10 protein-coding genes, 1 pseudogene and 1 riboswitch are annotated in these 11,946 nt (G+C 53.2%); of the genes and pseudogenes, 2 read left to right on the top strand and 9 right to left on the bottom strand.

Annotated elements, in window-relative coordinates:
* The 3 genes and pseudogenes from DG046_RS07270 to DG046_RS07260 form a co-directional block, all read right to left on the bottom strand.
* Window positions 1-81, bottom strand: a pseudogene (locus tag DG046_RS07270) (IS200/IS605 family transposase); the annotation flags it as partial.
* Window positions 82-244: 163 nt separating this feature from the next.
* A complete protein-coding gene (locus tag DG046_RS07265) occupies window positions 245-1,516 on the bottom strand; it encodes a sensor histidine kinase (RefSeq protein ID WP_108831844.1) in 1,272 nt (423 codons plus the stop codon).
* Entirely contained in the window at window positions 1,516-2,211 is a 696-nt protein-coding gene (locus DG046_RS07260) for a response regulator transcription factor (protein ID WP_108831843.1), read from the bottom strand. The genes DG046_RS07265 and DG046_RS07260 overlap by 1 nt, the downstream gene beginning before the upstream one ends.
* 72 nt (window positions 2,212-2,283) lie before the next feature.
* Between DG046_RS07260 and DG046_RS07255 the strand changes: the two genes are divergently transcribed.
* Together DG046_RS07255 and DG046_RS07250 are read left to right on the top strand one after the other, a co-directional pair.
* Window positions 2,284-3,216: a YihY/virulence factor BrkB family protein gene (locus tag DG046_RS07255; protein ID WP_159082096.1), complete on the top strand. Its 933-nt coding sequence runs from the start codon at window positions 2,284-2,286 to the stop codon at window positions 3,214-3,216.
* A gap of 18 nt (window positions 3,217-3,234) precedes the next feature.
* Window positions 3,235-4,011 (top strand): PhzF family phenazine biosynthesis protein, encoded by a 777-nt coding sequence (locus DG046_RS07250; protein ID WP_108831841.1) that lies wholly within the window; start codon window positions 3,235-3,237, stop codon window positions 4,009-4,011.
* Window positions 4,012-4,066: 55 nt separating this feature from the next.
* Here the strand turns inward: DG046_RS07250 and DG046_RS07245 are convergent, their stop codons facing one another.
* From DG046_RS07245 to DG046_RS07220, 6 genes are all read right to left on the bottom strand, one after another.
* Window positions 4,067-4,696, bottom strand: coding sequence for a ComF family protein (locus DG046_RS07245; protein WP_108831840.1), 630 nt, complete (start codon window positions 4,694-4,696; stop codon window positions 4,067-4,069).
* On the bottom strand, window positions 4,690-6,876 hold the full coding sequence (gene recD2 / locus DG046_RS07240; protein ID WP_108831839.1) for an SF1B family DNA helicase RecD2: 2,187 nt from the start codon (window positions 6,874-6,876) through the stop codon (window positions 4,690-4,692). The genes DG046_RS07245 and recD2 overlap by 7 nt, the downstream gene beginning before the upstream one ends.
* 7 nt (window positions 6,877-6,883) lie before the next feature.
* Window positions 6,884-8,068, bottom strand: a complete 1,185-nt coding sequence (gene metK / locus DG046_RS07235; RefSeq protein ID WP_108831838.1) for a methionine adenosyltransferase — start codon at window positions 8,066-8,068, stop codon at window positions 6,884-6,886.
* Window positions 8,069-8,120: 52 nt separating this feature from the next.
* A riboswitch (SAM riboswitch) is annotated at window positions 8,121-8,218 on the bottom strand.
* Between the two features lie 46 nt (window positions 8,219-8,264).
* Window positions 8,265-9,578 carry an acetyl-CoA hydrolase/transferase family protein gene (locus DG046_RS07230; protein ID WP_108831837.1) on the bottom strand — a complete coding sequence of 438 codons (1,314 nt, stop codon included), beginning with the start codon at window positions 9,576-9,578 and terminating at the stop codon, window positions 8,265-8,267.
* Between the two features lie 42 nt (window positions 9,579-9,620).
* Window positions 9,621-10,961 carry a butyryl-CoA:acetate CoA-transferase gene (locus DG046_RS07225; protein WP_108831836.1) on the bottom strand — a complete coding sequence of 447 codons (1,341 nt, stop codon included), beginning with the start codon at window positions 10,959-10,961 and terminating at the stop codon, window positions 9,621-9,623.
* A 176-nt stretch (window positions 10,962-11,137) separates the two neighbouring features.
* Window positions 11,138-11,944: a nitrilase-related carbon-nitrogen hydrolase gene (locus tag DG046_RS07220; RefSeq protein WP_108831835.1), complete on the bottom strand. Its 807-nt coding sequence runs from the start codon at window positions 11,942-11,944 to the stop codon at window positions 11,138-11,140.
* Between the last annotated feature and the right edge of the window lie 2 nt (window positions 11,945-11,946).

The following is an 11,946-nucleotide window of genomic DNA, read 5'->3' as shown; positions in this document are numbered from 1 at the left end:
AACTTGCCGCCTATATTTTGGTGCAAACACGATATGATACTTACAATTCCAACTTGTATGTGCTAAGCTGTTCTTATCCATATGGATACCTCCTTGATATTTTATTGCCGATAACACAATAATTTTATCATGGGAGGTTCTTTTTTTACTTAAAGCTAAAGCTTTTTACGCCTACCACCAGCATAGCTGGTGGTTTATTCATGCTAAAGCGCACAATAAAGAAACCGGACGCTCGTCCGGTTTTTTAATTGGATTCAATTTCTTTCGGCAGCTCGATAAAGACCTGGAAGTAGTCTCCGTCGATAATCATGCGAAATTCGCCGCCTAATATCTCCACTAAGTTTTTTGCAATATAAAGACCCAGGCCGCTGCCTTCCGTGGTGCGGCTCTTGTCCCCGCGAATAAATTGACTGGACAGTTCGGCGGTGGACTGGTTGATCTTGTTTTTCGACCGGTTCTTCATATTGAAGTAGATCTTTTCCCCCACCACCGAGGTATTGGCGGTGACGGTGGTGCCTTCTTTTGCGTATTTGTAGCAATTGGTAAAGAGGTTTTGTATGACCCGGCTCAGGACATTGCCGTCGGTGTAAATGGGAATGTCTTCCGCATCGGAGGTGTAGACGAAGTTTAAATCTCTCGATTCGTAATCGGCGGCAACGTCGCCGTAGATCTGGCCGATCAGTTCGTTGAAGTCGATAATCACCGGTTCCAGGGTGACATTGCCGCTGCCGGTCTTGGAGGCTTCGATCAGATTGATGATCATGCTCTTGAGCCGCTCGGAATTGCGCCCCAAGATGTGGATGTAGTTTTTCGCTTCGTCGTCCATGACGTCTTTTTTGCTTAAAATATCGGCGTAGTTAATGATGCTCGTTAGGGGCGTTTTTAAATCGTGGCTGATGTTTGTGATGAGCTCCGTCTTCATCTTCTGGGAATTCACCTGGGCCTGGGCCGCCTGATACATGCTGTCTTTGATTCGGGTCAGATCCATTAAGGCCTCGTAGGTGGATTCCTTCATCATGGGCGAAAACACCGTAATGTCCACATAGCTTTGGGTCTCGGCGATGGCGGCGCGGAGGATGCGGTTTTGAACGACCTCATCTTCCCCCATAAGCATGAGCCGCAACACGGGCATGATCAAAATGCCGTAGAGCACGGGAAAGCCCGTGAGCACCATGAAAAAATACAGGATTAAAATCACGTTCACGACGCAGAAGAATCCGTAGATGGCTTCTTTTTTTATTTCCCGCACCAGATTGACCGTGAGCCAGGTGCGCGTCGTGGCCCGCATAAAGAGCTTGACGCCCCAAAAGGCCAAGAGGAGCACGAGGGCCGCGAGGCCGTAGAAGGCGGAGCGGGAAGGATCGTAGGCCAGGCCGCCGAAAAAGGACGCGAAGAGATTCAAGCATCCCATGACGAACCACAGATCCACCCAAATGATTTCCAGATAATTAGTCCGCGCGTAGGTGTAGGCGCGGGATTTAATTCTTCCGAGAAGCCCCTTGCCGCCTTCGGGCATCAGTCCACGTCCTCAAACTTGTAGCCCATGCCGTAGACGGACTTAATGTAATCGGGCTTTCTCGGATTGATTTCCACCTTGTCCCGCAAATGGGAAATATGCACGGAAATGACTTTTTTCACGTCGTGGGCCGCTTCTTCCCACACGATTTCGTAGATTTCGTCGCTGGAAAAGACCCGCCCCTTGTTTTTCATAAGCAGGCGCAGGATCTTGTATTCGTGGGGCGTTAAATTGGCCACTTCCCCGTCGACCCGCACTTCCTTGGCATTGTCGTTTAAGCTGATGCGGCCCACGGTGTAATTGCCGTCGTCGATTTCCGCCGCGCCCAAGGAGGTGTAGCGGCGAATGCCGGAATTGACCCGGGCGATGAGTTCCACGGCGTTAAAGGGCTTGATAATGTAGTCGTCGGCTCCCATGTTCAGGCCGATGATTTTATCGGTAATTTCACTTTTTGCGCTCAAGATAATAATGGGGATGTTGCTGGTTTCGCGGATTTTTAAAATGGCGGACATGCCGTCCATATTGGGCATCATTAAATCCATTAAGACCAAATGAATGTCTTCTTCTTTCATGACTTCCAGGGCTTCGAGGCCGTCGTAGGCCGGAAATACCTTGTAGCCTTCCGCTTCTAAGTAAATTTTTATTGCAGAGACGATGTCCTTTTCGTCGTCGCAAACCAAAATGTTGTATTGCATAAATCCTCCTCCATGATGGCTCTATTCTATCATATATATGTTATAATCGCCTTAGGAGGGAAGAAGGATTCTATGAATAAATTGAAAAGGAAACTCAAAGGTTTCGTTACAAAAAAGCCTTTTGCTTTTTTCGATATCCTTTTCTATCACATATTGAAAAACGATTTGATACAAAAGGCGGCGAGCCTGTCTTACTTTTTTGTCCTGGCCATCTTCCCCTTTTTTATCGCATTATTAAATATTCTTAACGCGGTGAACCGCAGCTATCTTTCTAAGGTGACGAAGATTATGGACAGTCTGCCTCCGGAGATACAAACCATCGCCGCGAGTTTTTTTAAAGATCTGCAACTGAACTCGTCTTCGGCGCTCTTGTCGATTTCCTTAATCGGCACCATTTACGTGGCGAGCAAAGGGATTAAGCAGCTCATTAAAAGCATCAACGACGGCCTGTCCATTACGGAAGACCGCGGCATTTTGGCCCTCACGACCCTGTCGTTTATTACCACCATCGCCCTTTTCGCCCTGGTGATTTTGCTTTTCGTGACCCAAGTCATCGGTTCGAATGTCATGCATTTTATTTTTCAGTTTCTGCAAATGCCGCCGGAGGCCTACAAGCTGATTCGGGGGATTACTACATTCGTGCCCCTGGCCTATATGTTTTTAAGTTTCTACTGCCTCTACCGCTATTCGCCGAAATGGCCCGAAGGCACGAAGCCTAAGGCCACCATTCATTTGGCCGCCGCCCTGTTTTCCACCGTGGGCATTTTGCTCTCAAACACGGTGTTCAGCTACTACGTGGCGAATTTTTCCAATTATTCCAACACCTACGGCTCTCTGGCCGGGATGATTATCTTTTTGGTGTGGCTCTACCTCTTCGGCTTGATCCTGCTTTTCGGCAGCTCCGTTCAGGCGAGCCTCTACATTTTACACACGAAAGGCGCCCAATGGCCTCGGGAAGAAACCCTGCTCTCGGGCCTCGTCTCATCGCACACACAAGTGCTCTGATCAGTTATAGGAGTTATTATGAAGCAATTTATCGTCGATACCTTTACGGAAAAAGTATTTAAGGGCAATCCCGCCGCGGTTTGCCTGCCCGATCGCCTCTTAACCGATGAGCTGATGCTCGCCATCGCCAATGAAAATAATTTGTCGGAGACGGCCTTTATCGTTAAAGACCGAGACAAGTACATCCTCCGCTCCTTTACCCCGGAGGAGGAAGTGGATTTTTGCGGCCACGCCACTTTTGCCGCCGCCTACATCGTGTTTTTGATCTTGGAACGGGAAGAGGACACGATCTACTTCGAGACGAAGTCCGGCACCTTGCCCGTCACGCGAAAAGGCGACATCTACAATGTAGATCTGCCGGCTTTTGAGCTGGAAAAAATTTCCGTTACCGACGCCATGGTCGAGGCCGTGGGCGCGCGCCCGAAGGAGGCCTATATGGGCCGGGATCTGCTTTTGGTCATGGAAGATGACTTCGACTTAACGGGATACGAACCGGATATTTTAAAGATCAAAACCTTGGAAGGCACCATGCTCCACCTGACGAAGGCGGGGGACGGGGAATACGACTGCTTCTCCCGCTCCTTCGCGCCGAAGCTGGGCGTGGACGAAGATCCCGTTTGCGGCTCCGGCCACTGCCACATTTCCGTCTACTGGGCGAAGGAATTAAACAAGCCCGACATCCTGGCCTATCAGGCCAGTCGCCGCGGCGGCATTTTGGACACCCATGTGGCGCCGGGCCACGTGAATTTATCGGGCCACGCCGTCATGTTTTACCGAGGCGACATTCACATTTAATCCGTTGCGCAAAAAAGCGATCACTCTATCTTGAGCGATCGCTTTTTTATTGCCTTTATTCATAATCCACATCCCGGGCCTTCATGCACACAATACCTGTGACGGAAGCCGCTCCGGCGTCCATGCAGGCAATTTCCGCGGCCTTTAGAGTTGCGCCGGTGGTGTAGGTGTCGTCGAACAGAAGAAGGTGTTTGCCGAAAACATTTTTCGCGGCGAAGGCGCCACGCACATTGAGAGCGCGGGCCTTTGCACCGAGGCCGATTTGATCCTTCACTTTCTTCGTAAGGTAAAGAGCCTCTTCAAAGGGCAGCTGCATCCGCAACCCCAGCTCGCCGGCGATGAGTCCCGGCGGATTGTAGCCCCGAATCCGACGCTTCTTCGCCGAAGTGGGCACGCAAAGGACGGCATCGAAGGGGCCGAGACCTGTATGGCGACAAAAATCCGCCGCCATTTCGCCGAAGACCTGCGCCCAAAAGCGCTCTTCCCGGAATTTCAATCCCTCGATCATAAAAGACGCCGCCCTGTTTTCCCGGAGCAGGGCGTAGACGGGAAAGGTCTTTTCGCTGTAAATTTCTTCCCCGATAAAAGAGAGGGTGTCCAAACAGCTTTCGCACAGGTGAAATTCGGCCGCCGCCTCTTTTTTGCACAGTGCGCAGTCTCCCGATGCGAAAAGTCCACTTACCATTCTCTCTTCTCCTTTAAAATGCTGTCCAGATCGGAGTAGCGCCAGCGAATGCGATTGTTTTGCACCATGCGGTCCAGGGCCTGAAAGCTTCCGACGATGACCACGAGTTTCCTGGCCCGAGTCACGCCGGTGTAGAGCAGATTTCTCGTATAGAGCATGGGCGGGCCGTTTAAGATGGGCATGACCACCACGGGAAATTCCGATCCCTGGGACTTATGCACGGTGCTGGCATAGGCCGGCATGAGCTCCGGCAGGTATTCGCTCGTGTAGGTGCATAGCCTGTCGTCGTAGAGGACCTTGAGCCAAGCCCCCTCCGGATCCACCGCCGTCACCCGGCCCAAGTCGCCGTTAAAGACACCCTCGCCCTCGTTGTCGAAGACTTTGTTTTGCGACTTCCAGGGCATTTGGTAATTGTTTTTCGTCTGCATCACCTTGTCGCCGACGCAGTAGGTGAAGCCGCGGCTCGCGAGGCCCTTCTTCCCGGGATTCAAGGTCTTTTGCAGAGCTTCGTTTAAATACTCGATGCCGCAGATCCCTTTCTTCATGGGGGCCAAGACCTGAATGTCTTCCATGGGATCCACGCCGTAGTAGGCGGGGAGGCGGTTTTTCACCAGATCGCAAATAAGCGCCAGGGCTTTGTTCGGATCGCTCTCTTCCATAAAAAAGAAATCCGTGCCTTTCTCGTTAACCTGAGGCAGCTTGCCATGGTTGATGCGGTGGGCATTTTTTACGATGTAAGAGGTTTCCGCCTGGCGAAACACTTCGTCCAATTGCACGGAAGGCACTTCCCCGGAATCCAAAATGTCCTTCAGCACATTGCCCGCCCCCACAGGCGGCAACTGATCCACGTCGCCGACGAGAATCAGGCGGGTCTTTTCCTTTAAGGACGTGAGCACGTCCCGCATCAAGAGCAAGTCGATCATGCTGGCCTCGTCGATAATCAACACGTCGGCGTCGATGTCGTCGCCGGAGACGATGGAGTTTGTGCCCTCTTCGTCGATGTAGTCGTATTTTAAGAGGCGGTGAATGGTGGAGGCACTTCGGCCCGTGGCCTCTTCCATGCGCTTCGCCGCACGGCCCGTGGGCGCCGCCAAGGCGATGGAAAGATTCAGCCGGTCCATGGCTTCGACGATGGCCCGAAGGGTGGTGGTCTTCCCCGTGCCGGGCCCGCCGGTAATGACGAGGAGATGGGAATCCACGGCCCGCATGAGAGCTTCTTTTTGCTTGTCCGCCAAGGTCATGTCCAGCTTTTCGCACACGGCATTGACCATGTCCTCCGCCATGTGCTCGGCCAAATCCACTTTCCCCCGCTTTTTAATTTCCCGCGCCACCAATTGCTCGGCGCGGAAGTAATTGAGGAAGTAGATTTTCACTACGCCGCCCCGCTGGGCCAGGTAGATGTCCGGATCCACGGCGAGAATTTGCAGAAATTCTTCCACAAAGGCCACGTCCATGTTCAACACCCGGGCCGCCTCTTCCATTAAAAGGTCCTTGGGCAGGTAGCAGTTGCCGTCCAGGACCCCGTTGGTCAGGACGTATTTCATGCAGGCGACGATGCGCTTCGGGTCGTCTTCCGCCATGCCGATTTTTCTCGCAATGGCATCGGCCTTTAAAAAGCCGAAGCCCCGCACCTTCCCGGCCAAGGCGTAGGGATCTTTTTCGATCACGGCCGGAGCGTCTTTTCCGAAGACTTTGTAAATGGCCATGGCTTCTTTGTTGGTGAGGTCGAAGGCCGCCGCGTCCAGAAAGAAATCCCGCATGTCCTTCTGCTCTTTTAAGGCTTCCAAAATCACGGCGAGCTTTTTCTTGCCGATTCCTTCCACCTCTTTCAGCCGCTCGGGATTTTCTTCGATGACCTGAAGGGTGTCCTCGCCAAAGGTGGCCACGATGCGCTTCGCCGTCACCTTTCCCACATGGGGAATAAGGCCGCCGGAAAGGTAAGCGGTAATGGCTTCCTTTCCTCGCGGCCTTATTTTTTCCGCCCGATCAAAGGCGAACTGCTCCCCGTACTTCGGGTGGTAGATCAGCTCGCCTTCCAGGCGCAAATGTTCTTTTTCATGGAAGGCCATGGACGTGCCCACGATGACGATGTCCGAATCCGCCGTAATGAATTTGGCGACGGTGTAGCCATTGCCCTCGTTTCGAAAGATCATATGATCCAAAACGCCTTCGATGATCACAAAGTCCCTACTTTCTGTTTTTTAATGCCTCACGAATGGCTTCGACCTTGTTCGTTTCTTCCCAGGGCGCCGTGACATCTTCGCGGCCGAAGTGGCCGTAGGCGGCGACGTCTTTGTAAATGGGGCGCAGAAGATCCAAATCGCGAATGATCGCTGCGGGACGCAGGTCGAATACGTCGTGAACCAGCGCTTCGATTTCGTTGTCCGTAAGATCCGAGGTGCCGTAGCTTTCCACGTAGACGGACAGGGGCTTGGCGATGCCGATGGCGTAGCTCAAGCCGATTTCGCATTTGTCGCAGACGCCTGCGGCCACGAGGTTTTTCGCCACGTAGCGGGCGGCGTAAGCGGCGGAGCGGTCGACTTTTGTCGGGTCTTTGCCGCTGAAGCAACCGCCGCCGTGACGGGCATAGCCGCCGTAGGTGTCCACGATGATCTTGCGGCCCGTAAGACCTGCATCGGCCACCGGTCCGCCTTCGACAAAGCGGCCCGTGGGATTGATGTAGATCTTCGTGTCTTCATCCATCCACTTGTCGGCGACCACGGGGTCGATGACGTATTTTTCGATGTCCTTACGAATCGTATCCAAATCCACCGACGGATCGTGTTGGGTGCTGACCACGATGTTTTCCAGGCGCACCGGCTTGCCGTCGTGGTATTCCACGGTGACTTGGGTCTTGCCGTCGGGACGCAGATAGGTCAAGGTGCCTTCCTTGCGCACGTCGGAAAGCTTCTTGGCCATTTTGTGGGCGAGAGAAATGGGCAGGGGCATGAGCTCTTCCGTTTCTCTGCAGGCGTAGCCGAACATAATCCCTTGATCCCCGGCGCCGAAAGCGTCCAGCTCCTCGGTGCCCGCTTCTTTAAAGCGGTCCACGCCCATGGCGATGTCCGGGCTTTGTTCCTTAATGGCGGAAATAACCGCCACGGATTCGGCTTCGAAGCCGTTTTGCACGCCGTGAACGTAGCCGATGTCCGTCAGGGTTTGGCGAACCACATTGGTGAAGTCCACGTAGGCATTGGTGGAAATTTCACCGGTGATAACCACCATGCCCGTGGAAACCAAGCTTTCGCAAGCCACGCGGGCGTTTTTGTCTTTTGCGAGAATCGCATCTAAAATTCCGTCGGAAATTTGGTCGCACACCTTGTCCGGGTGGCCTTCAGTGACCGATTCCGAGGAAAATAACCATTTATTCATCTTTACCTCCTCATTGATTCCATAAAAAAAGCCTGCACGCGGCAGGCTTTCATTCTTATCTTTCAGACCTGTCGCGTCTGTAGGATTTAGCACCAAAAAAAGGTTGCCGGGTTTCACAGTGCCTAGTCACTCCACCGCTCTTAATAAGAATGTTAACAGTGATATCAGTATAGACGAATCAAAGGAAATTTGCAAGTCACGGTTTCCAAAAGCCTTTTTTCATGGCGGCCTTGATGAGTTCGTCGCGAAATTCCGGATGGGCGATGGCGATTAAGGCCTTGGCCCGCTCATAAAGGCTCTTGCCCTTTAAATTGCAAATGCCGTATTCCGTGACCACGTACTGGGTCACCGGGGCCGGCAGGGTAATGGCCGTGCCCGTTACAAAATCGGGGACGATGTTTGAGTGGCGCAGGCCGTTTTTGTCCACGCGGGAGGAGCGCAGGCAAATAAATCCCTTGCCGCCCGGGGCCAGGTAGCTGCCCACGGCGAAATCAAACTGGCCGCCGGAGCCTGAAATTTGCCGCGTGCCCACGCTTTCCGAGCTCACTTCCCCGCGAAGGTTCACCTGAATCGCCGTGTTAATGCTCGTCATCTTGTGCTGGGCGGCGATGGTGGCGGCACCGTTGACGTAGTCCACCGGCCCCACCATAATGGAGGGATTTTCGTTGACGAAGTCGTAAAGGGCCTCGGTGCCCGCTAAAAAGGCGCTAACTTGCCGCCCCCGATCCAGGGTCTTTTTCATGCCCGTGACCTTTCCCGCCAAGGTCATTTTCATAAAGCTGTCCACATACATTTCCGTGTGCACGCCTAAATCCTTTAAGCTGCTGTCTGCGATCACATCGCCGATGGCATTGGGGAGGGCGCCGATGCCCAGCTGCACCGTAGCTTCATCTTCCATGCGCTCCACGACGATTTCGGCAATTTTTCTGTCCAAATCGCCGTAGGGCCGATTGGGTAGGATGCCCATGGTGTGGGGCGCGGCCTCGATGATCACATCCACCTGATCGATGTGCAGTTCGCTCTCTGTGCGGCCGAAGATCCGCGGCTGCTTTTCGTTCACCTCAACGATCACCGTCTTCGCCTTTTCCGCCAGGCGGAAAAAGTGGCTGCCGTCGATGCCGAAATTAAAGTAGCCGTGCTTGTCCATGGGGGAGACGGAAATGACCAGCGCGTCCGTGTCCCTGTTTTCCGTGACGTAGCGAATGATTTCCGAATAGCGCACGGGAATGTGATTGGCCGTGCCCGCATCCATGGCGCGGCGCACATCGCCGGTGCCGTGCCAGCTCTGCCACAGAAAGGGCCCGCCCACGGCCACGAGGCGAGAGGAATCCACGAGGACGCCGTTTCGTATGGCCACGTGATTCAGCTCGTGGGCCCTCTCCGCTAAGGCCGCATCGAATTCCACGGGGAAATTCGCGCCGAAGCCGATTTCGATTTCGTCGCCGTCTTTAATTAAGGCCGCCGCCTCTTTTGCCGTCTTTAATTTTTCTTTGTAAATCGTTTCGTACATGGTTTTCCCTCACAAAAAAAGCCGACCGCAGTCGGCTCTTTCTTATCGTTTGTTGCTTCTGCGCCAAATGCCCATTTCTTCAGCACTCTTAATGAGTTCATCTCTGAAGTCGGGGTGTGCTAAGTTAATGAGGCCTTCGGCTCTTTCCCAAGTGCTGCGGCCTTTGACATTGAAGATGCCGTATTCCGTACAGATCATGTGGGTGTTGGGACGTGCCACGGTAATGGCGGAGCCGGTTTGGAAATTGGGGAGAATCCGGGAGACGGTTTCGCCTTGTTTGTTGGTAAAGGTGGAGCTTAAGCAGATAATGCTCTTGCCGCCCTTGGCCAGGTAAGCGCCCAGTGCGAAGTCTAATTGACCACCGGCACCGGAGATGTGGCGAAGACCGGTGGATTCGGAGGATACTTGGCCCCACAGGTCCACGTTCAGCGCGTTATTAATGGAAATGAAGTTGTCGATTTCAGCGACGACGCCTGCACTGTTGGTGTATTCAACAGGAGCTGCCATACATTCCGGGTTTTCGTCCAGGTATTCGTATAATTCCTTGCTACCTGCGGCGAAGGCGTAGACTTGACGGTATTTGTCGATGGTCTTCTTGGAACCGTTGACTTTGCCTTTTTTCGCCATGTCGACGAAGGAATCCACGTACATTTCGGAGTGAACGCCCAGGTCTTTTAAATCACTGTCTGCGATTAACGCGCCGACGGCGTTGGGCATGCCGCCGATCCCTAATTGAAGGGTAGCGCCGTTGGGAATTTCATCGACGATAAATTCAGCAACTTTCTTGTCTACATCGCCGTAGCCCGATGCGGGAAGTTCCACGGGAGAAAGGGATCCCGCTTCCACGATGAAGTCCACATTGTCGATGTGAATTTCCGATTCGCATTTACCCGGGCAGTAGGGGAATGCTTCGTTGACTTCAACGATGACGGTTTTGGCTTTTTCCAAAATAGCCATTTGGTGAGAGGTGTTTAAACCGAAGTTGAAGTAGCCGTGTTTGTCCATGGGCGTCGTCATAACGACGGCCACGTCGATGTCGACTTCTTCTCTGTAATATTTCGGCAGTTCCGAATAGCGCAGGGGAATGTAGAATGCGCCGGGGCCGGCATTGATGGCTTTTCTTTCCGGGCCGCCTGCGTGCCAGGAATTCCAAACGAAATGTTTGCCTTCCGGGTCTACTTTAAGTACTTCAGGTGCAGCAAAGGCCAAACCGCCGTAGATTAGGACGTCGTCCAGTTCATCGACGCGCTTTGCCAGTTCCTTGTCAACTGCTTGGCTGATCCCCGCTGCCCAACCAAGCTCCACGCGGTCGCCGGATTTCACCTTGGCGGCGGCTTCCTTTGCGGAAATCAATTTTTCACTGTATTTCTTCGAATAATCCATGGTAATCCTCCCTGTTTTTTGATTATAAAAACGTTCGCTTGTTTAATAATACACGATATTGTATTGTTTTTCAATTTGAACTTGCCCGACTTTGTTATTTTTTTATAAAAATTTTATCTTCGCCACGAAAAAAGCCCCCTCCCTTTCGGAAGAAGGCGTTTCATTTCCCTTATGGCTTACAGGCCGTGTTCCCGGTACAGATCCCCGCGCCGGTCCTTTAAGAAGTGTTGCCAGCCTCTGGCTTCGTCGAGAAGGCTCTTTTCGAAGGCGGCGGTGACGATGCCCTCCTCGCTTCCCGCGGCGGCCATGAGATCGCCCTTAGGGCTTACCAGGGCGCTTCCGCCGCTTTTCACGCCGTTTTTCTCGTCGTGCCTTAACAGCCCGGCGGCGGCGACGAAGCATTGGTTTTCGATGGCGCGGCTTCGGATCACAAGCTCCACGTGCCCAAGCCACTTGGGCGGCCAGTCGAAGGCGGCAAAGATGATGTCCACGCCATTTAAGGCGTAGCAGCGAATCCACTCGGGAAAATCCATGTCGTAGCAAACGGCCACGCCGCAGTGGATGCCGTCCAGCGTCACGAGGCCGATCCCGTCCCCCGCCGCGTAAAATTCCTGTTCGATGCCCGCCTGATATAAATGGGCTTTGTCGTAGACCAAGACTTCTTCTCCTGCGCGGTCGAAGACGTGGCAGGTGTTGTAGAGTTTTCCGCCTCGGGCTTCCGCCACGCTACCGCCGACGATGTTTACCCGGTGCGCCTTCGCCAGGCGGGAGAGAAGCTTCCGCGTCTTGTCGCCGTTTTCATCGGCACCTTCCATGTGATCTTCGGGAGAGGAAAACAGATTCCACTTCTCCGGCAGAAGGATCACGTCGGGATCTTCCTGTGCCGCTCGGTGAATCCAACTCTCCGCGTAGCCGTAGGGATCGTTTTTCGCTTTATTGGCGTCGATTTGCACGGAGCTCACTTTCATGGACCAGTCCTTCATGA

The organism is Aedoeadaptatus coli (assembly GCF_900343085.1).
Classification (GTDB): Bacteria; Bacillota; Clostridia; order Tissierellales; family Peptoniphilaceae; genus Aedoeadaptatus; species Aedoeadaptatus coli.
Note: the sequence above shows the minus strand (reverse complement) of the source record. Positions and strands in the feature narration are given on the sequence as shown.

Coding starts and splice junctions, on each gene's coding strand:
- DG046_RS07265 (WP_108831844.1), bottom strand. CDS start 1,516: ATGCCCGAAGGCGGCAAGGGGCTTCTCGGAAGAATTAAATCCCGCGCC.
- DG046_RS07260 (WP_108831843.1), bottom strand. CDS start 2,211: ATGCAATACAACATTTTGGTTTGCGACGACGAAAAGGACATCGTCTCT.
- DG046_RS07255 (WP_159082096.1), top strand. CDS start 2,284: ATGAATAAATTGAAAAGGAAACTCAAAGGTTTCGTTACAAAAAAGCCT.
- DG046_RS07250 (WP_108831841.1), top strand. CDS start 3,235: ATGAAGCAATTTATCGTCGATACCTTTACGGAAAAAGTATTTAAGGGC.
- DG046_RS07245 (WP_108831840.1), bottom strand. CDS start 4,696: ATGGTAAGTGGACTTTTCGCATCGGGAGACTGCGCACTGTGCAAAAAA.
- metK (WP_108831838.1), bottom strand. CDS start 8,068: ATGAATAAATGGTTATTTTCCTCGGAATCGGTCACTGAAGGCCACCCG.
- DG046_RS07230 (WP_108831837.1), bottom strand. CDS start 9,578: ATGTACGAAACGATTTACAAAGAAAAATTAAAGACGGCAAAAGAGGCG.
- DG046_RS07225 (WP_108831836.1), bottom strand. CDS start 10,961: ATGGATTATTCGAAGAAATACAGTGAAAAATTGATTTCCGCAAAGGAA.
- DG046_RS07220 (WP_108831835.1), bottom strand. CDS start 11,944: ATGAAGGACTGGTCCATGAAAGTGAGCTCCGTGCAAATCGACGCCAAT.